Genomic DNA, 25806 nt, shown 5'->3' with positions numbered 1-25806 from the left:
GAGACAAAAATAGTAAAATTCGGGGGTCTTCCAAATTTCAAAAAATAAATAAATGTTGATTTTACTTGAATAAAATTGCCTAAAAATTTGGAACTAAAAAATGTCCAATAATATAGGCGCTTAATGGCTTTTCCCCTTTAAAAAATCAAATAAAAAAAAATACATTTTTTTTGAATAAAAAACGTATTTATTATAGGTATGCGGAAATTTTTAGTCGAAATAATGTATTGTAACTTATTGAAAATCAATGAATTGTAATTTAAATACTAGTTTATTTTAACTAAATAACTATTTTTAAATTTTTTGCAAATATTTTTATTTTTATGATTTCATCTTCAGTTTGTAGGCTCTCTCCATCTAAGTGAAATTTGGTGCCGATTGCTACACGCATTTCAAATGAATCTGTGCTGAAAATATCCACTATATGTTGCTTATTTATGGTTTTCAAAAATAGACTAATTCCAAGTTGGCCTATTTGCCAAATATTACCTTTTTTTATTTTAACTACTTCAAATTGAGCATCTTGTAAGTTGGAAAATGGCGAAATAAACGCGTTGTTCCCATATTGATTTGCGTTGGCAATTGTCAAGGAAAAAAGATCTGCTAATTCACCATTTGCAAGATTTAGCTTTGTCGACTGATAGGTCTTGAATGTTTGTAAGGTTGCTTTAATGTAATTAAATAGCCCACGACCATTTCCACGTGCAAATTTGGAGGCGACTTCCGCATCAAATCCAATTCCTGCTGTACAGAAGAATGGTTTATCATTCCAACTTAATGTATCGATAAGATGTTCATTTCCTTTAAGAGCTTGTTTAAGTGCTTTGTTAAATTGCATTGAAATTCCCAAATGTCTGGCTAGTCCATTTCCAGAACCAATTGGAATGATTCCTAGAGCTATAGTGGTTCCCTGAACGCATGCACCTATTTCGTTGACAGTTCCATCCCCGCCAATAGCGACGATTCGAGTAGCTTTATGTTCGTTGATTAGGTTCTGAACAATTTCTTTAGCGTGTCCAGGATATTTCGTTATGTGCAGTTGGCTATTTGGAATCTTTTGTAGTTTTTCCAAAATCCCCATGCGATATCTATTACTTTTGTTTCCGGAATTGGGATTTAAAATAAAACAAATCATGTTTTTCGGTTTGTTTACAAAGGTACCCGCATTTTATCAAATTTAATAGTTTACGAGATGATCCAACTGGGAGCAAGTTTTGAAATTGAGTTTTCATTTACACAAGAGCAAGTAAATGATTTTTGTAAAATATCGGGAGACTTCAATCCTTTGCATTGGGACGAGTCATTTGCATCGACTACGCCATTTAAGAAACCAATTATTCACGGAGCATTAATCGCAAGTGTTTTCTCGAAAGTCATGGGAATGGATTTTCCGGGTTCCGGAAGTGTTTATTTAAAGCAGGTATCTGAATTCAAACGTCCTTTGTATGTAGGACAAACGTATCGTGCCTTTTTTCAAGTGGTATCAATTAATGATGTGAAGCACACAGCTGAAATAAGCACGCAAGTCTTTGAATTGGAACGAGGAAAAATAATGGTTGACGGCGTTGCTTCTGTTATGCATGCAAACTTATTTTAAGGCATAAAAAAAGCTCGATAAATCGAGCTTTTTTTACAGAGTAACATTAAAGTAAAAATTACTTCGTTGCGTTTTTCTTGTTTTGTACCTCAGTACGAATCTCTTGAGATAAAGTCTTCAATTGTTGCAAGCCACCTCTAACGCGTGTACCAGCTGCTTGATTTCCTTTGTCATAAAATTTTTCGAAATCTGACTCTAATGATAAAATTAGATCTTTCACTTGTGCAAATCTGCTCATAATAAGTTGAATTTTGGTTGTAAAAAAATTAGATTGTCTTTATTCGCCGTTTGAAGCGCTTATAAGGCGAAATTTAGCAAAAAATGTATATCCTGCAAATTATTAAGCAAAAAAAAGCCAAAAAAAAGTTAAAAAAGTGAAAAAACTGCTAAAAATTTATCAATTACTTAGTTAAATCACGATAATAACCCGCTTGGAGCCTTTTTTGAACCTCCGCAAAACACGTAGTCGTGTAATTGATATCTGCTATCGTATGAGAGGACGTTGGTATAATACGCAACATAATTTGACCTTTCGGAACAACTGGATAAACGACAATTGAACAGAAGATTCCCATATTTTCACGTAAATCTCTAACTAAAGAGGTTACTGATGCTATATCATAATCACCATGCAAGAATACAGGTGTCACCGGTGAAGTTGTTTCCCCAATATCAAATCCTTTTTCAATTAAACCTTTTTGCAACGCTTTCACGTTGGCCCACAGTTGATCTCGAAGTTCAGGATGCTTTTTAATTAACTCCAAACGCTTCATTCCGCCAATGACATACGGCATAGGAAGTGCCTTTGCATAGGTTTGAGAACGCATATTGTATTTGAGGTACATAATTATGTCTTTTGGCGCAGCCACAAATCCACCAATGGCCGCCATAGATTTAGCAAATGTGGAAAAATACAAATCAATACCTTCGGTACAATTTAAATGTTCACCTACACCACGTCCATTGGCACCCATAGTACCAAATCCATGTGCATCATCTACTAATAAACGGAAATTGTAATCTGATTTAAGTTCTACGATTTTATCGAGTGATCCAACTTTGCCCGACATACCAAATACTCCTTCAGTGATCACTAAAATACCTCCACCTGTTTCTTGTGTGCGTTTGGTAGCTCTATCTAAGTTTTTACGCAATGAATCCATATCATTGTGATTAAACTTATAGTAATCACCCATTTTGGCTTTATGTAATCTAATTCCATCAATGATGCAAGCATGTGACTCTGCATCGTATACGATAACATCACGATGGTCAACCATACATTCGATAACTGACATAATACCCTGATATCCATAGTTTAGCAAGAAGGAGTCTTCTTTGCCAACAAACTCAGCTAATTGGCGTTCAAATTCTTCATGTTCATCTGTATTTCCCGACATCATTCGTGCACCCATCGGATAGGCTAAACCGTATTTAGCTGCTGCATCTGCATCTGCTTTTCTTACTTCTGGATGATTCGCTAAACCTAAATAGTTGTTTAAAGACCAGTTTAACATTTCTTTTCCCATAAATGTCATGCGAGGCCCTAAGTCCCCCGTTAATTTTGGGAAAGAAAAATAATGATGTGAATAATGTGCGTGGGCACCGATTGGCCCCATATTATTGACTACTTTTTCGAAAATATCCACGTTAACTAATCGTTTTAATTAAAAATTTGGGTTATAGCCACAAAGGTAATTTATATTTTTCTTTTCTCGGCATACCTGAATTCACCAAATTTGTATTTTTCTATCTAAATTTATAGCATTTATTTTTTCATACCCTGAAACTTGCTATGTATCATAAATTAGTTGTTCTATTATTCGTAAGCTTTACCGTTTGCGCACAAAGCACCCAGAAACCTTTGATTGAATCAAAAAATGGCATGGTTGTTTCTACACACCCCATTGCCAGTGATATCGGCCTACAAATACTACAAAAAGGGGGAAATGCGATTGATGCAGCCGTGGCAGTAAATTTTGCTTTGGCCGTTTGTCACCCAGCTGCGGGTAATATAGGTGGTGGTGGTTTTTTAGTATATCGGACTGCCAAAGGCAAATCTTTTACCCTAGATTATCGTGAAAAAGCTCCACAAAAAGCTAGTCGTGACATGTATTTAGATTCTACTGGTGCGGTAATCCCCGGTAAAAGTTTCATAGGTATATTTTCTGCCGGAGTGCCCGGAACGGTTAATGGGATGGTTTCCATGCATCGTAAGTTTGGACATTTAGCTTGGGCAGAAGTGCTTCAGCCTGCCATTGATTTAGCCATAAACGGTGTCGTATTAACCGAGAAAGAAGCGCGTGGATTAAATCGGAATCGGTTAGATTTTAGCAGAGAAAATCCCGGTAAATCATATTTGATCTCCTTAGATGGGCACGAGTTTGTTAAAGGCCAACTCGTTAAACAGGCTGATTTAGGACAAACGCTTATTCGAATTGCTCAAGATAAAAACAAAGGATTTTATGCAGGAAAAACAGCAGATTTGATTGTGGAGGAAATGCGTAAACAAAATGGACTAATAACGCATCAAGATTTGCGAAAATACAAGGCAGTTTGGCGTAAACCTCTTATTTCTAATTATAAAAATTACCGAATTATTGGTATGCCACCTCCCTCTAGTGGCGGTATTGCCTTAGCGCAATTGATGAAAATGGTTGAATCTTTTCCATTATCTAAATGGGGCCCTAGTTCAGATTCTACGCTTCAAGTTATGATTGAGGCAGAAAGACGTGTCTATGCGGATCGTGCTTTATGGTTAGGTGATCCTGATTTTTTTAAGGTTCCTGTATCTGGATTAATGGATGCCGACTATGTAGCAAATCGAATGAAATCTTTGGATTTCACAAAGGCAACAAAAAGTTCAGACATTCAAGCTGGTACTTTTGCAGGTTATGAAAGTCCCGAAACAACACATTATTCTATTGTAGATAAGGAAGGAAATGCTGTTTCAATTACAACAACCCTAAACAATTCGTATGGAAGTAAAGTCTTCGTCGGAGGTGCAGGTTTTTTACTAAATGACGAAATGGATGATTTTAGCTCTAAACCTGGCGTTCCTAATATATTTGGATTAGTTGGTTCCAAAGCCAATGAAATCCAACCAGGAAAACGGATGTTGTCTAGTATGACGCCAACGATTATTGAAAGTAATGGCCAATTAAAGATGGTTGTTGGCACTCCAGGTGGCTCAACCATCATTACAAGTGTTTTCCAAGTAGTTTTAAATACGCTAGAAATGGGGATGAATATGCAACAGGCTGTTGAATTTCCTCGTTTTCATCATCAATGGTTACCAGATAATACACGCGTTGAAGCGAAGCGTTTTTCTGAGGAGCAAATGCTTAGGTTGAAAGCGAAAGGCTATGAATTTGAGACCTCTGGAGGCATTGGATTAGTCGAAGGTATATTAGTCCTCCCAGATGGCCGATTACAAGGAGGCGCAGATTCAAGAGGAGATGATTCTGTAAAGGCCTATTGAAAAAGTTTGGCAACCATAAACGCAGCTGCAGCCGCAGCGGCACCGATAGATGTAACTTTTAGTGACCCAATAACCGGATTTTGTCCGGTTATTTTGCTTTTAAAATAGCCGAATACGAGTAAGGCTAGTATCGTTACACCCGCAGAATATTTTAATCCATCTACAGGTTCTGACACGTAGAAATAGGGTGCCAAAGGAATAAATCCACCAATGATATACGAAATACCAATTGTTAAAGCAGAATTACGTGCCCGATTGGGATGTGGTCGCTCTAAACCCAACTCAAAGCGCATCATGAAATCTACCCACTTATCTTTGTCTTTTGAAATAGCTTCTACCACGATTTCTTGCGCCTCTGGACTTAAGCCATAATCTTCAAATACTTCTCTGATTTCATCTTTTTCGCGCTCAGGAACACGTTCCACCTCCTCATATTCACGTTTTAATTCGGCCTCATAATGCTCATGTTCTGTTTGGCCAGCTAAAAATCCACCGAGCCCCATGGCAATAGATCCAGCAACAATTTCAGCTACCCCCGCTGTCGTCACAATCGCAGCAGAATCTACAGCTCCAGATAAACCTGCTGCCAAGGCAAAAGGTACCGTCAATCCATCTGACATCCCGATAACAATATCAGTGATGAAATCAGAACTTTTTAAATGTTTTTCGTGTAAATGGTGGTCATGTCCGTGCATATTCTTATTTGATGCCATGCATCATTCGTTTTAACGGCCCAGCGGCCAATACATATAGTAATATAGCTGCAGCACCTGCTAAGGAAACAAACACCATGAAAAATTCGTACAAATTGTGAATCTCGAAACCTAGGAAGCTAGGCATGGCTGCTCCTGGTTCAATCGAAGGCAATAACGCGCCTAATGTTCCTGCCAAGGCGTAACCTGCCGCATTGGCAATAAACCAAACTCCCATAAGTAGGGAAGAGAAACGCTTGGGGGCTAATTTGGCAACTAACGAAAGGCCAATCGGCGATAAACAAAGTTCCCCCATGGTATGAAATAAATACATACAAAATAACCAAGCAACCCCTAATTTTTCTGATCCTAAATCTTTCACTTGGGATGCAATGATAAAATACCCAGTGGCTAACAATAATAAACCAATTGACTGTTTTGCAGGTGAATTTGGTTCAATTCCACGTTTCTGAAGCCATGTCCAAAGCCAACTGAATGGGAATGCAAGAAGAACAATGAAGATGGAATTCGCATTTTGGACCGAACTTGGAGGTAAATCAATTCCTAAAAAATGAAGATCTGTTTGTTGGTCAGCGATGAAAGTTAATGAGGATCCGGCTTGTTCGAATGCCGACCAGAAAAACATAACAAAGAAAGCAATTATATAAAGCACCCAAATGCGATCGCGTTCAACCTTGCTTAAGGTTTTGTCCGACATAATTAAATAGGCTAAACTAAGACCAGAAGCGTATATAATTGGGTAAATCCAGTCTTTGATTGGGTTTGCCTCTGCGGTTGCAATAAATGAATGAAATACATAAACAAGTATGACGAACAGAATTGACGCAATGCCTATCGATTGAGTCGAAAACTCGGCTTTTTCTGATTCTTTTGTTATGTCATTTGCCGAATTAAAGCTTGGTTTTAGCCCCACAGCCTCACCCGTAGGCGAGACAATGTACTTGTTTTTTAAAAAATAAAACGAAACGGTTCCGATCATCATGGCAGTCCCAGCGGCCAAAAAGCCCCATTTAAAGGCTTCAACAACGCGTATGCCGTCAACTTTCACATCACCTACCCACGGGCAAATAAGCATACCTAAGAAAGCGCCCGTATTTATGCCCATGTAAAAAATGGTAAATGCCGCGTCTAGTTTTGTATCACCTTTGGCATATAATTGTCCCACCATAGAGGATATATTCGGCTTAAAGAATCCATTTCCGATAATCAGAAAAAATAAGCCTGACCACATAAGGATATTGGCCAAAGGCAAATTTGTGATAAATGTATTAGCCGAGCCGAAAAGGAAAAGTTGGCCTATTGCCATCACAAAACCACCAAAAATGATGCAATTTCGATTACCGAAAAAGCGGTCTGAAACATAACCACCTAACATTGGAGTCAAGTAACTGAGGCCAAGAAATCCACCATATAAAATAGATGCCTCATTTTGTTTGAATGAAAGTGCGCTTACTAGAAATAATGATAAAATGGCACGCATGCCATAAAAGTTAAATCGTTCCCACATTTCTGTGGTGTAGAGCACATAGAGTCCTTTAGGATGTGATGTCGAATTTATACTCATAAAATTGGTTATTGATAATCGTCTAGCAAGTTAAAAGAGTTTGCTTGAAAGTCTCTCAACTCGTATGATAAAATTTGAGGATTGATGGAATGAATTTTGAAAAAAGATGTGAAACCTTTTTCGTAATATTGTTGGTTCAATTCGTTAAAAGAAATTTTTTCATGGGTAAGATTATCGCGATTGCAAATCAAAAGGGAGGAGTGGGCAAAACGACTACGGCGATTAATTTAGCTGCAAGTCTTGCTGCCTTGGAATTTAAGACTCTTATAATAGATGCGGACCCACAAGCAAATTCGACCTCTGGACTCGGTTTTAACCCGAAGGAAGTTACCCGAAGTATTTACGAATGTATGGTTGGGATTGCCAAAGTGGACGAGAGTATATTAGCAACTGAAGTGCCATTTTTAGATATTATTCCTTCCCATATAGATTTAGTGGGAGCGGAAATTGAGATGATAAATTTGAAAAATCGGGAAGGTAAAATGAAGGATGCTTTGGTTTCGATCAAAGAGGATTACGATTTTATCATCATGGATTGTTCGCCATCTTTAGGTTTGATTACGATTAATAGCCTTACAGCTGCTGATTCTGTAATAATTCCAGTTCAATGTGAATATTATGCATTAGAAGGTTTAGGTAAATTATTGAATACAATAAAGATTATTCAATCGCGCTTAAATCCTGAGTTAGTTATTGAAGGGATTTTATTAACCATGTATGATTTGCGCTTGCGCTTATCTAATCAAGTTGTCAATGAAGTTAACTCCCATTTTAAAAATATGGTTTTTGAGACGATTATTCCTCGGAATATTAGATTGTCAGAATCGCCTAGTTTTGGGATTCCTGCCATTTTACACGATGCAGATAGTAAAGGATCCATCAGTTATTTGAATTTAGCGAAGGAGATTATTCGCAAGAATGGTTTACTTCAAACGGTATAAGTTAGTCAATATGAGCATAAAGCAGGAGCATAATAAAAAGCGTACGGGTTTAGGACGTGGTCTTGGGGCTTTGTTGGAGGATTCTGAAAATCTTCAAAGTTCTGCCAGTCATTCAGGGTCAATAATGGGAGGTTTAGATGGTGTTAACCTGATGGAAGAGATTCCATTAGTTCACATTGAAACTAACCCATACCAGCCGCGTGAATATTTTGAGCAATCGGCTTTGGAAGATTTAGCTGATTCGATTCGTGTTCATGGGATTATTCAACCTATTACTGTTCGTAAGATCGGTGCGCGTAGTTTTCAATTAATTTCTGGTGAGCGTCGTTTGCAAGCGTCAAAACTTGCTGGTTTAAGCCGTATTCCTGCCTATGTGCGGACGGCGGATGACCAACAAATGATTGAGATGGCTTTGATTGAAAACATTCAGCGGGAAAATTTAAATGCCATTGAAATTGCATTGTCTTATAAGCGTTTGATGGAAGAATGCCATTTAAAACAAGAGGATTTAGGTGCTCGGGTAGGTAAGAATAGGTCAACAGTCACGAATTACATGCGTTTATTAAAATTGCCAGTACATATCCAATTGGCAATTCGTGAAAATCAACTATCCATGGGACATGCCCGTTGTCTTATTTCGTTAGAGGATCCTGCCTTGCAGCAACAATTATTTAGTAAGACAATAGCCGAAGAATGGTCTGTTCGGAAGTTGGAAGATGCTGTTCGTCAGTCGGCAGCCGGTAAATCAGATGAACAACCTGGTGTATCTAAGTTAGTTAATGCAGAAGAAATGCGTCTTTGGCAACGCCAATTAGCGGATCATTTTAAAGTTCCTGTCTCTTTAAAAATGAATGCTGAAGGAAAAGGGGAGGTTAAGTTGCTACTTAAATCTTCTGCCGATCTAAAGCGCCTATTGGAATCGATCCAATCCTAGATTTATGCGCTATTTTGTTGTTCCTTTTGTTGTTTTGTTTTGTTTATCTGCTGAATTAATGGCGATTTCGGTTGATTCAGTGTCGCAAAAGGATACAATTTTAGCTAAGCCTAAGCACAAGATTATTCCACGGGTTTCAACAATCCGTTCATTAATTTTTCCTGGTTTGGGCCAAGCTTATAATAGACAGTATTGGAAATTACCTTTGGTAGCTGGTGCATTTGTTTCGCTGGGGATGATTGCTAACTATAATCAGGTCAGATATCAAAAATACCGATCATTTTATTACATCGTTTCGCAGCGAGCTGATGATCCAAGTTACGTACCACCCCGAACTGTTTCGGTTGTTTATGAGGATGGATTAGCGCGTGATTTGGACGTGAATCAATTGAAGCGAATTAACGATGGATTTCGTCGTAATCGTGATTATACGTACATTGGGATGTTTGTGGCGTGGGCATTCAATGTTGTAGATGCAAATGTAAGTGCTCATTTGAAGACATTTGATGTCTCAGATGATATTAGTTTACGGGTAAAACCTATCCTTGATTTCGACCCTTTGTCAAAAGGTATCGTATCAAGTTTGACTTTATCCTTTAATTTTAAAAAATGAAATCTATGCGAATTGTCCTAATTGGATACGGTAAGATGGGAAAAGAGATTGAACGCCTTGCGCTCGGTCGAGGTCATACAATTGTTGCGCGTATCGACGTTGATAATGCACATGATCTGATGAATTTAACTTCTAGCGAAGCAGACGTGGCGATTGAATTTTCAAATCCTGCATCTGCTTTTGCGAATATTTCTGCGTGTATTGAGAAACAAATTCCTGTAGTTTGCGGAACGACTGGTTGGCTTGAAAAGAAAAGTGAAATTGAGCGCGCCACTGCTGCACATGATTCTACATTTTTTTATGCGTCCAACTATTCGATTGGGGTTAATTTATTTTTTCAATTGAATCGTACGTTGGCAAAATTAATGGCTCCTCATACAGCATACGATATCTACACCAATGAAATACACCATTTAGAGAAAAAGGATTCGCCTTCAGGTACGGCCATTACGCTTGCAGAAGGAATTATTGATGCGTATGCGGACCGGACAAAATGGGTAAATAACGAAATTCCACAATCGAATGAAGTACCGATTTGGTCGCAACGGGAATCTACGATTCCAGGCACGCATACCGTTAAATATATTTCTAAAGTTGATCAAATAGAGATCACGCATGAGGCGTTTAGTCGTGAAGGATTTGCGCTTGGGGCTGTTATTGCTGCCGAATGGATTCAAGGTAAAAAAGGGATTTTGGGCATGGAGGACATGTTGAAATAATTGCATTTACATTTATTGATTTAAATTTTACTATATAGACATGAAGTCACCAGAAACAAAGAAACCAACTCAGAAATCTGCCTTTAGAGAATGGTTGGATTCAGTTATGTTTGCCGTAGTCGCTGCAACATTAATTCGATTTTTCTTATTTGAAGCTTATACAATTCCTACTCCTTCGATGGAGAGCTCCTGAATGGTGGGTGATTTTTTATTCGTGAGCAAAATGCATTATGGTGTTCGTACACCTAAAACTCCGTTGCAATTACCACTCACGCATCAAAAAATATGGTTCACAAATTTACCTTCTTATTTGCGTTGGATCGAATTACCGGTGTATCGTTTACCTGGATTTACGGAGGTAAAGAAAGGGGATGCTGTCGTGTTTAATGCACCCAATTTTGAGGAAGATGGTGATGCGCCGCTAGATTTGCGAACTTTTTATGTGAAGCGTTGTGTAGGAACGCCAGGTGATGTTTTGGAGATTAGGGACCAGCAAGTCTATGTAAATGGGAAAGCGATGGATAATCCTGAACGCATGCAACACCCTGTTTTCATGAAAACGAAGGAAAATTTGGACGAAACTTTTTTCGATACCTATGGTATTCGCAATTCACCTGATGCTAGTTATGATTCGGCGGATTGGTTGCCTTTAGCGGATTCAACGAATCAGTTGGTTGGTTACAAAATGAATACATCCAAAAAAAATATTGACGAAATCAAAGCGCTTTCATGGGCTAAGACATTTGATTTAGACTCCTTTAAAGATCCCAAAGGTGTTACGTTTCTTGATATTTTTCCACATGATACGGTACAATTTAAGTTTAATCGTGACTGGTTTGGTCCGATTAAAATACCTGCAAAAGGTATGACTGTTACGTTGGACTCGAAGAATGTTGCTTTTTATCAGGAAGCAATTCGTACATATGAAGGAAATTCTGGAATTGAATTACAAGGTGGGAAGTTGGTGAAAGATGGTCAAGTATTAAAAACATATACTTTCAAGCAAAATTATTATTTCATGATGGGTGATAATCGACATAATTCTGCTGATTCACGTTTTTGGGGTTTTGTCCCATCCGAAAATATCGTAGGTAAAGCAGTTTTTGTTTGGATGTCTTTAGATCCTAATAAAGGTTTGTTCTCTGGAAAGATTCGTTGGAGTAGAATTTTCCGATTCGTCGACTAGTAAAAAAGGCTTCCTTTGGGAAGCCTTTTTTGATTACAATACCTTGAGGACAAATCCTTTTAAGTAATTACTTTCGGGATGAAAGAGATTGATGGGATGATCTGGCCCTTGGGTCATTTGATGGATTACTTGAATTTCACGGCCAACAGCGATACCTGCGGCAACTAGCATGTTATAAAATAATTCGCGGGTGATGACTTGTGAGCAAGAATAGGTAAATAGAAGACCGTTTTTCTTGATTTTTCGTAACGCTAATTCATTTATTTTTTGATATCCTTGCAGCGCTTTGTGCTTCGCGTTCATTGATTTAGCAAATGCGGGTGGGTCTAGTACGATTATGTCAAAATCTGTTTCACAATTCCGTAAATAGGGGAGAGTTTCCCCCACAATGGCCTCATGATTTTTTGCCTCCATTTTATTGATGCGAACATTCTCATGTACCAAATCAATTGCCTTAGCAGAAGCATCTAACGAAATCACTGAATTGGCACCTGCTTGTAGGGCATACAAAGAAAAACCACCCGAGTAGCAGAACGTATTTAAAATGTCTTTTCCTTCTGCATAATGTGCTAACAATTTTCGATTGTCCCGTTGGTCCAAGAAAAAACCTGTTTTTTGCCCTGTAATCCAATTGATGGAAAATGATAGTCCGTTTTCTTGTACCGTGTAAGGAACTTTAACCTCCCCAAAGACAAATGAATTTGTGCAATTTTGTGCATATTCTGGGGGTAGCGTCTCGCGCGATTTATCGTAAATGGCTTTTACTTTTTTTCCTAGGGTATTTTTTATCGCTGCCACTATTTCATCGCGATCGCGGTGCATTCCGATTGTGTGTGCTTGAAATACGATTACATCTTTGTAAAGATCCATAATCAACCCTGGGCATCCGTCTCCTTCGCCATGAATTAGACGAAAGGCATTGGTTTTGGGTAAATTCAATAAAAGTCGTAGATCCCACGCATTTTGAATTCGGTTTTCCCAAAATTCAGCTTTATTCGTAATGGGTGCGAATGAACATATTTTGACAGCGATACTACCGTTATGAAAATGTCCTGTACCTAAAAATTCATCTCGAGACGAAACAACATCGACCCAGTCGCCATCTTGCAAATTTGGACTTTGTTTTTGAATGGCTCCTGAAAATACCCAAGGATGAAATCGTTTAACAGGGGCGTCTTTGCCTGCTTTGAGTTGAATGAATTTTTCTGTCATGCTGCAAAATTGCACAAAATTATTTAAAGTCGGGTTGGCCAGATTCCAGCCATGCTGAATACCAAACATTTCCGATATGCTGAACTGCTTGATTAAATTGATGTTCAATCTGCTTATTTAGTAATTTGTGATATTCTTTTGCATAAGCCGGAGCATAGGTTTTGGTAAGTATAGATCCCTTTTTTAGAAATACATATTTATTGACTGGCTTTGTTCGCGCGTTCAATTTAGTCTCAACTTGTAGTAAGGTGCCTACATATGTATGCGCTTCTAGTATCCATTCCCACGTATTTTTTTGTAAATCTATGATGTAAGTCGCCGGCATGGCCCACGCTTCTAGATCTGCCTGTAGCATCTCGGGAATTCTGGATTCCCAAAAAGCATGGATGCCCACTTGATTTGTTTGTTGGCCATCGTAATTGGATGTAGTGTGTAAGGGGACATGTGCATCCGCAATATAATGGCCAAGTTCAGCGGAAATTTTAATTATTTGAAGGGTGTCTCGGTTCAAAAAGGCCTGTTTTAGCCTTTTTTGCATCATCGGTATAATCCATGGAACGATGCCATGCTGTTGTAAACTATCTTGGGTATACATTAGAATTGCTTTATCATAATGTAGATAGGCTATGACTTTAAGCTCATATTTGTCTAAATCAATGTAATGGCGGGCGGCTTCCTCATCCATCGAATGTCTTCGTTGATCTGGCAATACAGCCAAATTTTCAATCTCTCGTATGTGCCGTTTATAAAGGCGATTCATTTCGGGTGGAAGGGTAAATACCGCGAGGTGATTAATGCGTTTATGGGCATAAAATCCCCATGAAAGGGCATTTGTAGTATAAAATAGGCATATTTGAAGCAGGAGTACCCTATCTAATAATTTTTTGAATGATATATTGTGATTTCTAATCATTTTGTTTAATTTTGCAATTCAATTTTACAGAAAAGAGAATTTTTTAGAAGATGGCAAATCATAAATCAGCATTAAAGCGTATCCGTGCAAATGAATCAAAGCGTTTGCGTAACCGTTATCAACACAAATCAACACGTACGTTGGTGAAGAAATTAAGACTTACAACGGATAAAGCGTTGGTTTCAGACTTATTCAAGCAAGTATCTTCTGCATTAGATAAGTTAGCAAAGAAGAATATCATTCATAAGAATAAAGCAGCTAATCAAAAATCTAAATTAGCTAAGTTGGCAAACAAATTAGCCGCCTAAGACTTTATTATCAAGTACTTGGAAAACCTCGCAACTCGCGGGGTTTTCTTATTTATGCCTGTTACCTTCGGGCATGTATTCAACCAAAATTTCTGCATTGCGTGTGGAGGATCGTCCCCGCGAAATATTAGCTAGCCAAGGCAAAGAATTTCTTCGTTTGGAGGAGTTGCTTGCTATTTTAATTGGTTCTGGCATTCCAAGCCTTTCTGCTTTAGGTATTGCGCAATCAATTCTTGAGACGATTGATTTTGATTTAAATCGATTGGGCCAATTTACCACGTCTGATTTTATGAATTTTCGAGGTATTGGTGTGGCGCGGGCTTCTATTTTAATAGCTGCACTCGAACTTGGACGTAGGCGTGCTGCATTTCATTTACCAAACGACATACCTTTTGTTCGAAGTTCTAAAGATGCATTTGACTTATTTCAGCCTAAATTTTTAGACTTGGGGCATGAGGAATTTTGGGTGATCCATTTAAATCGAGCTGCTCGTTTACTTAAAATAGAGCGAATAAGTACGGGAGGAATCGCTGGAACGGTTGTTGATGTTAAAATGATATTTAAGTCGGCAATAGGCCAACAAGCATCTTCGTTGATTTTAGCGCATAATCATCCTTCTGGGCAGAAGAAGCCAAGTCAGGCCGATCGAGATATCACGAAAAAAATAGTAGAGGCGGGAAGGCTCTTTGAAATTGCGGTTGCTGATCATTTGATCATGGCCGGCAACACGTACGTCAGCTTTGCTGATGAAGGATGGATGTAAAAAAAGAGGCGATTATTTGCCTCTTTCCTTATAGATTTTTTGAAGTTTCGATCCCACAAATACTGAAATCGCGAACAAAATGATAAAAAATGCTGCTCCTGAATATCCCATAGTGTTTTTAATATTTATGCAAAAATAATCAATTTGTTTAAAGTAATCCCTTTGTACTTGGTAAAGAATTTAAATTTTTCACGTCACGCTCCACGGCCATGCGAATCGTTTTCGCAAAGGCTTTGAAAATGGCTTCAATTTTGTGGTGCTCATTTTCTCCGGATGCTTGAATATTTATGTTGCATTTGGCAGCATCTGAAAATGATTTGAAAAAATGCGAAAACATCTCCGTGGGCATTTCGCCAATCATTTCTCGTTTGAATGAAGCTTCCCAAACAAGCCAATTTCTTCCTGAGAAATCAATGGCTACCTGAGCTAAACATTCATCCATGGGTAACAAGAATCCATACCGGTTTATACCTTTTTTATCCCCTAATGCCATAGCAAAAGCTTCACCTAAGGCTATTCCTGTGTCTTCAATGGTATGGTGTTCGTCTATGTGTAAATCACCTTGAACACGGACAGCGAGATCCACATTAGCATGTTTTGCGATTTGGTCTAACATGTGATCAAAAAATCCAAGTCCAGTTTGGTTATTTGCTTTCCCTGATCCATCTAAATTTAACTCGATGGCAATTTTAGTTTCATGCGTATTGCGTTCGTGTGTAACGCTGCGCGCTGGTAATTTTAAAAATGTATAAATGTCATCCCAATGCGTACATTGCAAGGCTACCGAATCCTTCAATGTGCCATTTCCAATATATATGGCTTGGGCACCTAGATTTTTAGCTAATTGAATATCTGTTTCACGATCACCCAATACATAGGAATTTGCTAAGTCGTATTCGGAAGTGAAATAGTTTGACAACATCCCTATTCCGGGTTTACGGGTAGGTAGATTATCTGCTTGAAAACTACGGTCGATGTGTATGTTTGAAAAATTAATGCCTTCGCCCGCAAGAATTGCCAACATTTTATTGTGTACTGGCCAAAATGTTTCCTCCGGAAATGAAGCAGTTCCTAAACCATCTTGATTTGTCACCATGACCAATTCGAAATCAAATTCATCATTGATTTTCTTCAAATTCGAAATAGCATGTGGTAGAAATTCGAGTTTTTCAAAACTGTCAACTTGTTGGTCTATCACGGGTTCAACGATCAATGTTCCATCGCGATCGATAAATAAAACTTTTTTCATAACGCAAAGGTAAATGATTGTACTTATTTACGAGGATAAAAAATAAAAATAAGGTAATTTCGCATCTGAAATTAATCATATGACCCAATTATTTAGTGTACTGTCGGCGGAAGAAAAACTGCGAATCCAGAAAAGGGTTGCAGTCATGTTACAAGAGACCGAAGAAAAAGTCGCTGAATTATTTCCGGTTTGGGAGGCAATTATTCTGGGAGGATTATTGAAATTGGTACGCAATCGCATACGATACAATGCATTGTATAATTTCATTTTACAAAAACCAATCCCTATTGAATCGATAGAGGGGTATGTTGGCGATTCTGAAGCTAAGTTTGATTTAGATGAAATTATGCATTTTGGCGAAGGCATGATGAGTATTTTGATTCCAGATAAAAAAAGTGCGATTGCGATGTTGTTATCGCGTGATCTTGGTTGCAAGAGTTCATCTGTGCTAAAAGGGTTAACCTTATTTTTTGGTTTGTATGGGTATAAATTAAAGCAAACTGATTATCCAGCATTAAAAGATTGGAAAGCATATAGCGCCTTCTTTTTGGCGATGAAGTCAGATTTTAATGCCTTGTGTTCAGGTAAAATTCAATATGCAATTTCAGATATTTTATTGCTTTCAGACATATTGAAGGTCGATCCCATGATTGTATTAGCGTATTCGGATGAAAGTGAAACGCATGCAGATAGGTCAACGGGTTTAATGCAGCGGATTACCTTACCCATGTTACTTTCAGTGGTGGCTGTCGTTTTAGTGGGCGCTTTCGCAATTTGGTATACGACATTTCGAAGTGATACTGATGCAGAAAATGTAACAGAAACGGAAGAAATTATTCCCTTAGACAGTTTAAGTAAATTAAACGACAGTTTAACTCAGGCCGTTTTAGATTCGAATCGGTTAAAATCCGATTCTTTAATTACGCTAGTATGGCCAAGTGGTAAGCCATTCGATATATCTAAATCGTCAGTTCTTGTGTCCATACATCAGTATTTAATCGATTCAACTCAACTTGAATCTGCTGAATTTAGTTTGAAAGAATTGCAATTTGATAATCAAACTGATCTACTTTTAGCTTCTAATGACCTTGTTTTTAAGCGGTTAGCTGAAGGCTTATATGCGTTCAAAGATGTGCATGTGAAATTGGTAGTTAACTCAGGGAAAAATGAACGCTCGTCCCTGAAAAGAGGCTTTGTCTTGAAAAATCGATTGGTAGGTGAGGGGGTAGTTCCTGTGCGCATAGAGGTCAAATCGGATGATCCTTCCGTTACTTTTTCGGATAGTGATTCTGAAGTTTACATGGTGATCACCAAAAAGCCTTTATTAAAATAGTGCAATTCATTTGCTTTCTGTAGTAAGTATGCGTACTTTTGTGGCTTATTAGTACAAATGCATCCGCATAAATCGATTACAAGAGATTGTAAAACCCTGTCTTACATGACTAGAGGGCTATTAGGTTTAATTACGGATGTGTGAGGGCATCATAGTTAAACAAAAAAATCATGAGTGAAAAAATTCGCTTTGATAGTCTTCCTTTGTCGGAAGGTATCCAAGAAGCAGTAAAAGAAATGGGGTTTGAATTCGCTTCTCCCATCCAATCAGAAGCTATTCCCTTCGTTTTAGAAGGTCGCGATGTCATTGGACAAGCGCAAACAGGTACGGGTAAAACCGCAGCCTTCGGTATTCCGATGATTGAGCACATTGTTCCTTTTGAAAAATTCGTACAAGCAATAATTTTATGTCCAACGCGTGAGTTGGCTGTTCAGGTTTCTGAAGAAATGAAGAAATTGGCCAAATTCACAAAAGGTGTTTGGGTGACTACTGTTTATGGCGGGGATTCAATTGATCGTCAAATTAAATCATTGAAAGCGGGAGCAAACATCGTTGTAGGCACGCCTGGTCGTGTGATTGACCTAATCGAGCGTCGCGCTTTGAAGTTGCAGCAAGCATCTATGATCGTTTTAGATGAGGCAGACGAAATGTTAGATATGGGATTCCGCGAGGATATTGAAAGTATCTTACAAGAAATGCCTAATGAGCGCCAAACTGTTTTATTCTCTGCGACGATGTCTAAGCCTATTTTGGCGTTAACTAGTCGTTATTTAACGGATCCCAAATTAGTTAAGGTCGTTAAGAATGAGATGACGAATGTGAACATCGAGCAATTGTATTTTGATGTTAAGGGTCGCGCTAAAATGGAAGTAACAACCCGTTTGATTGATTTTTACGCTTTGAAATTGATGCTAATTTTTTGTAATCAAAAGAAACGTGTCGACGAGGTTGTTGAAGATTTAGTTGCACGTGGCTATTCTGCAGAAGGTTTGCATGGTGATTTACGTCAAAGCCAACGGACCCAAGTAATGAATCGTTTCCGTAATGGAAATGTTAGTATTTTGGTTGCTACGGATGTAGCTGCGCGTGGTTTGGATGTTGATAATGTGGACGCTGTAATTAATTACGATATCCCATTAGATGAAGAATATTACGTACACCGTATCGGTCGTACAGGTCGTGCCGGAAAATTCGGTAAAGCATTTACCTTGGTAGTAGGTTCTGAGCGCAATCGTTTGCGTGAAATTATGAATTTCACCAAAGTTAAAATTGACAAAGGAGTGATTCCTTCATTCACTGATGTAGTAGGCATTAAAAAAGGCATGTTTATCGAACGTGTCGCTGCTACCATCAATGAGGGTGACTTGGAGGTATTTGCTGATTCATTAGAGAGTTTACAGCATGCAGGTTTTTCAACGGAGCAAATTGTTGCTGCTTTGGTGAAAATGAACATGGGTATCCAAAAGAATGAATTTGGTGATGAAAATTTAGAAGGCGAATTCGAACGTCAATCACGAAAGTTTGGTCGTGAGGAGCGTGGCGGAGGTTTCCGTGATCGTGATTCGCGTGGTGGTGAACGTCGTGGTGGTGGTCGTTTTGATCGTGAATCACGTGGTGGTTATGGAGACCGTGGTGGAGATCGAGGCGGTCGTTTTGAACGTGGTTCTGATCGCGGCAGTGGCCCACGTGGACCACGCGTTGACCGAGAAGGAAAACCATACAAAACTGACGAAAACATGGTACGTATGTTCGTGAACATTGGCTTTAATGAGAAAATTTCTCCTTCCAATATCGTAGGTGCTTTTGCTGGCGAAACAGGAATTCCAGGAAATGTATTAGGTCAAATTCAAATTGAGAATAAGCATACCTATGTGGATGTTCCAAAGGAATATGCAAACCAGGTCATCGACAAGATGGTAGGTGCGCAAATTAAAGGCAAACGCGTTTTAGTCGAAATCGCTAAGCCAGTTTAATCGTATTTTTTTTTTTTTTTGAGGGGCAGCCGAAAGGTTGCTCCTTTTTTTTATGACTTTTTGAGCCAAAAGTGTTGTTTCGGAGCAGTCGGATTTAAACTAATAATTCCCATTTCGAATAGTTCGATTGAATGAATAACTAATTTGTTTTGGTAAAATCTTTGCCATTTTAAATACGTTTGCGCATTTGCATGTGGATTTAAGCAAATTATTACGTTATCCGTATTTTCAAACAAGCTTTCGATTGCTTCCAATTCGATCTCTTGAATTCGACTTAAATCGATGACGTGCATTTTTCCTTTCGCTAACTTTAAATGGCTTCCTACCCCATGAATAAGTTTTTCTACCAAGTTTACATTGGATTGTTGGTAGATCGGATTAATTACCGACACGTATAAATCATAGACAAATGGTGAGTGTAGTCCATGTGCCGTTTGTGCTTTCCAATTAAAACGTAGTCGTTCGAACATTAATTTAAACTGTAATTAGTAACTAATTCAAATGCGGGTGTATTTACCTGAAATGTTTGTTGGTCAACTAAATTTAAGAAGGTAAAATAGCCACTCATTTGTCCAATCTCTGAGACAATGGGACAAGCAGATGTATATGTAAATGATTCTCCTGATTCAATAATAGGTTGCAGGCCCACGACGCCTAATCCCTTTACATATTCAGGCGCTTGGCTTCCGTCGATGATTTTCCAAAATCGGCTTACCAATTGAGCGGGTTGATTTCCAGTATTTTTGATTGTAATTTGGTACGAGAAAAAGTGTTTATAGGGTGCCTGTAATTCATAATCCGGCATATGAGTCACTTTTACAGTTATCTTAAATCCTTTTTCAGTGGATTGAGGCATATCAAAATTTATTTAATGACTAAGGACCTAAATTTACGGGATTTAATACAAAATGATTGGAATTTAATCTTGAAATCTCATTTCGATCAAGCTTGGATGGATACATTGGCGGCTAGGCTTAGGGATGAATATGAGAACCAACAAGTTTTTCCGGAGTTTTCAAAAGTATTTCGGGCTTTGGAACTAACAGCCTATTCTGATGTTAGCGTTGTGATTTTGGGCCAAGATCCGTACCATGGAGAAGGGGAGGCGCAAGGATTTAGTTTTTCTGTACCCAATGGGATTAAAATCCCACCCTCTTTGCGAAATATTTTTAAAGAATTAACTGCCGATGTAGGTGTTCCAAGAACTCAAACCGATCTAACAGATTGGGCCAATCAAGGTGTTTTGTTATTGAATTCCGTGCTTACGGTCCGCGCGAATCAACCAGGCTCCCACGTAAATATCGGTTGGCAAACGTTTACCTCTTTGATTCTAGCCTCCTTAAACTCGCGAGAAAAACCATTGGTTTTTATGCTGTGGGGTAATTATGCCCAACAAGTTGGCAAGCACATAGATGAAACAAAACACCTCGTCATTCGCTGTGCGCACCCTTCTCCGCTTTCTGCAAATCGTGGCGGATGGTTTGGAACAAAACCCTTTTCCCGTGCGAATGATTTTTTAAAGAAAACAGGCTCTGAAGCGATAAAGTGGACCTAGATTCGCTTTAACTGGCTCGGGAAATAGACGAATTGATTCGGAAATTCCTGTGCAAAAAATTCGGAAATCAATGTTTCAATGGCCTCTTTACGTTGTTCTTCCGTGGTAGGAATAAGGCATTGAATCGAAAAACCCTTGGAATCAGGTTCTTGATGTGAACTAATTTCAAATACATGCGCCTGCTCAATAAAATCCCATTCATTTAATTCTGGAATAATATGCAGTGTCAATGCCTTTATGGCTTGTGTCTCAATGGCATTTTCGACAAAAATGGAAATATTGAATTGGATCATAACTTGATTGATTTTTTGGCTAAAGCATCATACATGATTTCAGCAAGGTGCTTTCCTTCTTTATCGATGCCATCTTTTATTTGATGCCGACAAGAAGTGCCATTACTAGCGATAATGGTGCTGCTTTTGGTGCTGAGTAGGCGAGGGAAAAGAACTAATTTGGCAATTTGTTGGGATAATTCGTAGTGCTTATTTTCATAGCCAAATGACCCTGCCATGCCACAACAGCCCGTTGGCAATAATTCTACTTCATAGTTTTCTGGAAAGCTTAAAACCTGACGTGTGCTACTTAACCCTGCGATTGATTTTTGGTGACAATGGCCGTGTAAAACGATTTTTTGTTTAATCGCTGTAAATGCATTTTTACCAATCCGCTTAGCTTTAATTTCTTGGGCTATAAATTCATCAATCAGTAAACAATTTTCTTTTAGCTCATTTGCTTGTTCCCGTAAATCTGCTGAAACTAGCTGCGGTATCTCATCACGAAAACTCAATAAGGCACTTGGTTCAATACCGATCAACGGTTTTGATTTTGTGATGATTGGTGCGAGTTTACGGACGTTTTTGTTGGCCAAGTTTTGCGCAATGGCCAACATCCCTTTGGAGATATAACTTCGTCCGCTGATGATATCAGAAGGGATTTCTACACCGTATCCTAGTTCATTTAAGAGTAGGATCGTTTTTTTACCAAGCTCTACATCGTTGTAATTGGTAAATTCATCAGCAAATAGATAAACTTTTCCTTGCTTGAATTCGTCTTGGTTAATACGCTTACTGTAGCGTTTAAACCAACTTTCAAGTGATGTGAAATGTACTTCTGGAATGCTGCGATTCCAAGAGAAACCCATTAGTGTCTTGATAATAATACTTGTCCCAGGAAATGCGACAAGCATATTGTACACTGGTGCGATGTAACTTGCTAATGCTTGTAGCTTGGGAAAATGCCCAATTAATTGCGTGCGAAATGGAGTTCCTTTTTGGAGGTAATGTTGTTGTAATGTCTCTGCTTTTAGCTTACTCATGTCTAAACCGGACGGGCATTCTGTTTGGCATCCTTTACAAGAAAGGCACAAGTCTAAGACTTCGAGTAATTCAGGATTGTTATAGGCTTGATCACCTTCTGAAGTAATTAATTGACGCAGCATGTTTGCCCGCGCACGTGTGCTGTCTTTTTCATTTTGCGTCGCCATGAAACTTGGGCACATCGTACCTCCGCTTATCGATGATTTTTTGCAATCACCTGAGCCTGAACATTTTTCAGCCAGTGCCAAAGGGCCCGTTAAATCCCCGTAATGAAAGAACGTTGGTAAATTTGTCTGTGAAACACGTGGTCGAAATGCTTCATCCATCGGCGGTGTATTGACAATTTTACCCGGATTTAATAGGTTATGTGGGTCAAAAACATGCTTTATCTCTTTAAACAATTGATATATTTCTTGGCCCATCAAGGCAGGAATAAATTCACCTCGAAGCCGTCCATCACCATGTTCACCACTTAGGGAGCCTCGGTATTTTTTCAGAATCTCAACTGTTTCCGTTAAAAGAGACCTAAATAAAGATTTACCTTCGGGGGTATGGATGTCGATAAAGGGCTCAATATGTAATTCTCCTGCACCAGCATGTGCATAATATGCAGCTTGGACGTGGTTTTTTGCTAACAAAGCTTGAATTTCAGCCACATAAGCAGGTAAATCTGACGGTGCCACCGCACAATCCTCAATCAAATTTACGGGCTGTTTCTTACCCGGTAGGTTGCGAATTAACCCTAATCCAGCTTTACGAATATCCCAACCTTTCGAAATATCTTCGTTTACTAACGTAGGATATGCATAACCAAGGTGCGCTTCTTTTAATTTTTGAATGCAGTTGTCTACTTTTTCATGTAGTAGTTCTTCTGTATCAGCACGGAATTCAACCATCAAAATTGCCTCGGGTTTACCTTCAATAAATTTTCGATCTTCGATGAAATTTGGATGATTTTCAGTAAATGATAAAATGAAATTGTCAACTAATTCCGAGGCAGTTGGCTGACACGATAAGGCAATTAGATTCGCCTGAAGTGATTCTTGTAACGTGTGGCAGTGTATGCAAATAAGGCCAACGTGCCTACTTGGTTGGTCAAGTAGGTTGATTTTCATACCATGCACTACAGCTAGCGTTCCTTCTGAGCCCGCAAGTAAGGCTGAAAGGTTAAATGGTTTTCCTGCAGGATTGAATGGCTGCATGCTTATCAGTGCATCTAGCGCATACCCCGTGTTTCTGCGGGTGATTGAAGGATTTGGGAAATTATCCTGAATGAGTTGTTGGACCGCAGGATTATTCAACATGCGATGAATTTCCGTATAAATTTTTCCTTCTAGATTCGGTAGGGACGTTTTTTTATAAAACTCTTCTGTGCTTAACGGATGGGTGTAAATCTCAGAACCATCTGAAAGAATCGCTCGTGTTTCCAACAGGTGATCGCGAACATTTCCCCAAACAATAGAATGTAATCCGCATGAATTATTTCCCAGCATACCTCCCAATAGTGCACGGTTTGCAGTCGAAGTTTCAGGGCCAAAAAACAAACCAGATGGCTCTATTTGTTTGTTTAAATCATCCCGAATGATACCTGGTTCAATCCAGGCCGTCTTCTCTTTAATATTTAATTGAATCACTTTGGACATGGGTGCCGCAATTTCCATGATAATTCCATCGCCTACTACTTGGCCGGCGAGTGACGTTCCGGCTCCTCTTGGTATGACGCTTGTTCGGTGGTTTTCGGCGAATTGAACAAGTCTTTTGATATCTTTTGAGCTAGCGGGTTTGGCTACGGCAATGGGCTGTACTTCGTATACAGATGCGTCAGTGGCATATATTTTTCTAGCTATGTCTGATTGAAGGTCATTTTTAAAATGCAATTCTCCTTCAAAATGAATGGCTAGATTTTCGGCATCGTGTTTACTCCAAGACATGATTTATGCTATTGAGTTTTAAATTTACGAAATCCAATCTTAATGCCATATGACCATTCAAAAGTTTATATTTTCTATTCATCCTTTCATATCTGGAACTTTCACAATTAACTAGTAAATTCGACATCTATTTAAAATTTATGATTTTTCTACGTCAAGTTTTTGAGAGTTTGGTGTTTGCTTATCAAGCATTGCGCTCTAATTTACTGCGCACAACTTTATCGCTTCTTGGCGTGAGTGTCGGGATATTTGCTATCGTAGCTGTTTTTACCGCAGTAGATTCCTTGAAAGGTAAAATTCGTACGGAGATTGATTCATTTGCTGGTTCAGGTGTGATGTATGTAGGTAAGTGGCCTTGGGTTATGTCTAGTAGTTATCCGTGGTGGAAATATCTGAATCGTCCAGAAATGAAATATGCTGAGTATAAATATTTAAAAGAAAATTTAAAAATGGCTCAGACTGTTGCCATTATGGATGGTGGACGTACCGCTTCAATTACGCGTGGAAGTAATAGTATTGATGCGAGTATGACTGGTGCTAGTTACGAGTATAATCAAATTACGAGTACTCCGATTTCCGATGGACGTTATTTCCTACCAATCGAATCCGATAATGGTATTTATGTATGTATTATTGGCTCCCAAGTAGCTGAAGCCTTAGTTGATGGGAAGTCGGCCGTAGGTGAAATCATCAAAATTAATGGCATTAAATTTTCTGTGATTGGTGTTATCGAGAAGAAGGGAAATGATATGTTGAGTTTTGGAGGATCGCCTGATGAAAAAGTTATTATCCCGTATACGACTTATTCGGCAATTTTTCAGAAGGATAAGCCAGCACCCGACATAGCCATTAAGGCTTTTGATTCAGATATAGGCCAAGTGGAGTTGGAGGGGGAGGTTACCGGCATGATGCGTAGCTTGCGTTCAATTAAACCAAAGCAGGAAGATAGTTTTACGGTTAATCGCCTGGATGGCTTGAACCAGTTTTTTGACGGAATTTTTGCGGCTTTGAATATTGCTGGTGCATTAATTGCTGGATTTTCACTGTTAGTTGGCGGTTTTGGAATTGCCAATATCATGTTTGTTTCGGTCAAAGAGCGAACCAATATCATTGGAATTCAAAAGTCTTTAGGAGCAAAAAATTATTTTATTTTGTTCCAGTTTCTATTTGAGGCGGTATTTTTGAGTTTAATTGGTGGGATTGTTGGCATCACACTCGTCGTAGGGATTACCTACATACCGCAAGATGCACTACCATTAACACTGACCGCAAATAATATATTTAGTGGTTTATTAATTTCGAGTTTTATTGGGATTTTATCCGGAATTATTCCTGCCTGGGTAGCGGCTAAGATGGATCCAGTTATTGCCATCCGCTCTAAATAAAAAAAGGGCCATCTGTCGGTTGACAAATGGCCCTTTTACACTTTTGAATACTAGATTAGATAGACAAAGTCGCTAATACTGAATTCATATTACGAACGGCTTCAGCTGATTTATTGAAAG

General features: G+C 38.7%; 25 protein-coding genes and 1 pseudogene. 14 read left to right on the top strand and 12 right to left on the bottom strand.

Annotated elements, in window-relative coordinates; genetic code table 11:
- Positions 1–280: 280 nt before the first annotated feature.
- Entirely contained in the window at positions 281–1135 is an 855-nt protein-coding gene (locus ACIQ6T_RS06830) for a diacylglycerol/lipid kinase family protein (protein ID WP_395785162.1), read from the bottom strand.
- 57 nt (positions 1136–1192) lie between these two features.
- On the opposite strand from ACIQ6T_RS06830, the gene ACIQ6T_RS06825 reads away from it, so the two are divergent.
- Positions 1193–1597 (top strand): MaoC family dehydratase, encoded by a 405-nt coding sequence (locus ACIQ6T_RS06825; protein ID WP_395785161.1) that lies wholly within the window; start codon positions 1193–1195, stop codon positions 1595–1597.
- 58 nt (positions 1598–1655) lie between these two features.
- Here the strand turns inward: ACIQ6T_RS06825 and ACIQ6T_RS06820 are convergent, their stop codons facing one another.
- Positions 1656–1835 carry a histone H1 gene (locus ACIQ6T_RS06820; RefSeq protein WP_395785160.1) on the bottom strand — a complete coding sequence of 60 codons (180 nt, stop codon included), beginning with the start codon at positions 1833–1835 and terminating at the stop codon, positions 1656–1658.
- 163 nt (positions 1836–1998) lie between these two features.
- Positions 1999–3246, bottom strand: a complete 1248-nt coding sequence (locus ACIQ6T_RS06815) for an aminotransferase class I/II-fold pyridoxal phosphate-dependent enzyme (protein ID WP_395785159.1) — start codon at positions 3244–3246, stop codon at positions 1999–2001.
- Between the two features lie 146 nt (positions 3247–3392).
- On the opposite strand from ACIQ6T_RS06815, the gene ggt reads away from it, so the two are divergent.
- On the top strand, positions 3393–5078 hold the full coding sequence (gene ggt / locus ACIQ6T_RS06810; RefSeq protein WP_395785158.1) for a gamma-glutamyltransferase: 1686 nt from the start codon (positions 3393–3395) through the stop codon (positions 5076–5078).
- Here the strand turns inward: ggt and ACIQ6T_RS06805 are convergent.
- Both ACIQ6T_RS06805 and ACIQ6T_RS06800 read right to left on the bottom strand, forming a co-directional pair.
- The gene (locus ACIQ6T_RS06805; protein ID WP_395785157.1) at positions 5072–5791 is read right to left on the bottom strand and encodes a VIT1/CCC1 transporter family protein; all 720 of its coding nucleotides are present in this window, start codon (positions 5789–5791) and stop codon (positions 5072–5074) included. The two genes, ggt and ACIQ6T_RS06805, sit on opposite strands and share 7 nt — an antisense overlap.
- Entirely contained in the window at positions 5778–7355 is a 1578-nt protein-coding gene (locus ACIQ6T_RS06800) for a peptide MFS transporter (RefSeq protein ID WP_395785156.1), read from the bottom strand. The genes ACIQ6T_RS06805 and ACIQ6T_RS06800 overlap by 14 nt, the downstream gene beginning before the upstream one ends.
- Positions 7356–7516: 161 nt before the next feature.
- Here ACIQ6T_RS06800 and ACIQ6T_RS06795 point away from each other — a divergent pair, with 161 nt between their 5' ends.
- From ACIQ6T_RS06795 to lepB (ACIQ6T_RS06770), 6 genes and pseudogenes are all read left to right on the top strand, one after another.
- Positions 7517–8296: a ParA family protein gene (locus tag ACIQ6T_RS06795; RefSeq protein WP_395785155.1), complete on the top strand. Its 780-nt coding sequence runs from the start codon at positions 7517–7519 to the stop codon at positions 8294–8296.
- A gap of 10 nt (positions 8297–8306) precedes the next feature.
- Complete coding sequence (locus ACIQ6T_RS06790; protein WP_395785154.1) at positions 8307–9230, top strand: ParB/RepB/Spo0J family partition protein; 924 nt, start codon at positions 8307–8309, stop codon at positions 9228–9230.
- Between the two features lie 4 nt (positions 9231–9234).
- Positions 9235–9843 (top strand): DUF5683 domain-containing protein, encoded by a 609-nt coding sequence (locus ACIQ6T_RS06785; RefSeq protein WP_395785153.1) that lies wholly within the window; start codon positions 9235–9237, stop codon positions 9841–9843.
- 5 nt (positions 9844–9848) lie between these two features.
- The gene (gene dapB / locus ACIQ6T_RS06780; protein WP_395785152.1) at positions 9849–10562 is read left to right on the top strand and encodes a 4-hydroxy-tetrahydrodipicolinate reductase; all 714 of its coding nucleotides are present in this window, start codon (positions 9849–9851) and stop codon (positions 10560–10562) included.
- A 40-nt stretch (positions 10563–10602) separates the two neighbouring features.
- Positions 10603–11109, top strand: a pseudogene (gene lepB / locus ACIQ6T_RS06775) (signal peptidase I); the annotation flags it as partial.
- Positions 11098–11748, top strand: coding sequence for a signal peptidase I (lepB, locus tag ACIQ6T_RS06770; protein ID WP_395785187.1), 651 nt, complete (start codon positions 11098–11100; stop codon positions 11746–11748). The pseudogene lepB (ACIQ6T_RS06775) and the gene lepB (ACIQ6T_RS06770), both read left to right, overlap by 12 nt.
- A 33-nt stretch (positions 11749–11781) precedes the next feature.
- Here lepB (ACIQ6T_RS06770) and ACIQ6T_RS06765 read toward each other — a convergent pair whose 3' ends face one another.
- Both ACIQ6T_RS06765 and ACIQ6T_RS06760 read right to left on the bottom strand, forming a co-directional pair.
- On the bottom strand, positions 11782–12960 hold the full coding sequence (locus ACIQ6T_RS06765; RefSeq protein ID WP_395785151.1) for a class I SAM-dependent rRNA methyltransferase: 1179 nt from the start codon (positions 12958–12960) through the stop codon (positions 11782–11784).
- A 19-nt stretch (positions 12961–12979) separates the two neighbouring features.
- Positions 12980–13873 (bottom strand): zinc dependent phospholipase C family protein, encoded by an 894-nt coding sequence (locus tag ACIQ6T_RS06760; RefSeq protein WP_395785150.1) that lies wholly within the window; start codon positions 13871–13873, stop codon positions 12980–12982.
- Positions 13874–13923: 50 nt separating this feature from the next.
- Here ACIQ6T_RS06760 and rpsT point away from each other — a divergent pair, with 50 nt between their 5' ends.
- Together rpsT and radC are read left to right on the top strand one after the other, a co-directional pair.
- Positions 13924–14181 carry a 30S ribosomal protein S20 gene (gene rpsT, locus ACIQ6T_RS06755; RefSeq protein WP_395785149.1) on the top strand — a complete coding sequence of 86 codons (258 nt, stop codon included), beginning with the start codon at positions 13924–13926 and terminating at the stop codon, positions 14179–14181.
- Positions 14182–14254: 73 nt separating this feature from the next.
- Positions 14255–14944, top strand: coding sequence for a DNA repair protein RadC (radC, locus tag ACIQ6T_RS06750; RefSeq protein WP_395785148.1), 690 nt, complete (start codon positions 14255–14257; stop codon positions 14942–14944).
- A 148-nt stretch (positions 14945–15092) separates the two neighbouring features.
- Here radC and hisB read toward each other — a convergent pair whose 3' ends face one another.
- A complete protein-coding gene (hisB, locus tag ACIQ6T_RS06745) occupies positions 15093–16193 on the bottom strand; it encodes a bifunctional histidinol-phosphatase/imidazoleglycerol-phosphate dehydratase HisB (protein WP_395785147.1) in 1101 nt (366 codons plus the stop codon).
- A gap of 79 nt (positions 16194–16272) precedes the next feature.
- Here hisB and ACIQ6T_RS06740 point away from each other — a divergent pair, with 79 nt between their 5' ends.
- Positions 16273–17526: a hypothetical protein gene (locus tag ACIQ6T_RS06740; protein WP_395785146.1), complete on the top strand. Its 1254-nt coding sequence runs from the start codon at positions 16273–16275 to the stop codon at positions 17524–17526.
- 170 nt (positions 17527–17696) lie between these two features.
- A complete protein-coding gene (locus ACIQ6T_RS06735) occupies positions 17697–19499 on the top strand; it encodes a DEAD/DEAH box helicase (RefSeq protein ID WP_395785145.1) in 1803 nt (600 codons plus the stop codon).
- A 50-nt stretch (positions 19500–19549) separates the two neighbouring features.
- Here ACIQ6T_RS06735 and ACIQ6T_RS06730 read toward each other — a convergent pair whose 3' ends face one another.
- Positions 19550–19969: a hypothetical protein gene (locus ACIQ6T_RS06730; RefSeq protein ID WP_395785144.1), complete on the bottom strand. Its 420-nt coding sequence runs from the start codon at positions 19967–19969 to the stop codon at positions 19550–19552.
- Positions 19969–20355: a Co2+/Mg2+ efflux protein ApaG gene (gene apaG / locus ACIQ6T_RS06725; protein WP_395785143.1), complete on the bottom strand. Its 387-nt coding sequence runs from the start codon at positions 20353–20355 to the stop codon at positions 19969–19971. The genes ACIQ6T_RS06730 and apaG overlap by 1 nt, the downstream gene beginning before the upstream one ends.
- A 15-nt stretch (positions 20356–20370) precedes the next feature.
- On the opposite strand from apaG, the gene ACIQ6T_RS06720 reads away from it, so the two are divergent.
- On the top strand, positions 20371–21054 hold the full coding sequence (locus ACIQ6T_RS06720) for a uracil-DNA glycosylase (RefSeq protein ID WP_395785142.1): 684 nt from the start codon (positions 20371–20373) through the stop codon (positions 21052–21054).
- On the opposite strand, the gene ACIQ6T_RS06715 is transcribed toward ACIQ6T_RS06720, so the two are convergent.
- Positions 21051–21347: a DUF4286 family protein gene (locus tag ACIQ6T_RS06715; protein WP_395785141.1), complete on the bottom strand. Its 297-nt coding sequence runs from the start codon at positions 21345–21347 to the stop codon at positions 21051–21053. The genes ACIQ6T_RS06720 and ACIQ6T_RS06715 overlap by 4 nt on opposite strands.
- Positions 21344–24301 (bottom strand): FAD-binding and (Fe-S)-binding domain-containing protein, encoded by a 2958-nt coding sequence (locus tag ACIQ6T_RS06710; protein ID WP_395785140.1) that lies wholly within the window; start codon positions 24299–24301, stop codon positions 21344–21346. Before ACIQ6T_RS06710 ends, ACIQ6T_RS06715 begins: the two co-directional genes overlap by 4 nt.
- 140 nt (positions 24302–24441) lie before the next feature.
- On the opposite strand from ACIQ6T_RS06710, the gene ACIQ6T_RS06705 reads away from it, so the two are divergent.
- Positions 24442–25686 carry an ABC transporter permease gene (locus tag ACIQ6T_RS06705; RefSeq protein ID WP_395785139.1) on the top strand — a complete coding sequence of 415 codons (1245 nt, stop codon included), beginning with the start codon at positions 24442–24444 and terminating at the stop codon, positions 25684–25686.
- Positions 25687–25806 lie beyond the last annotated feature (120 nt).

Origin of the sequence: Aquirufa sp., assembly GCF_044377215.1 — a bacterium.
GTDB lineage: Bacteria > Bacteroidota > Bacteroidia > Cytophagales > Spirosomataceae > Aquirufa.
The sequence above is the reverse complement of the archived record's forward strand: the minus strand, read 5'-3'. Positions and strand labels throughout refer to the sequence as shown.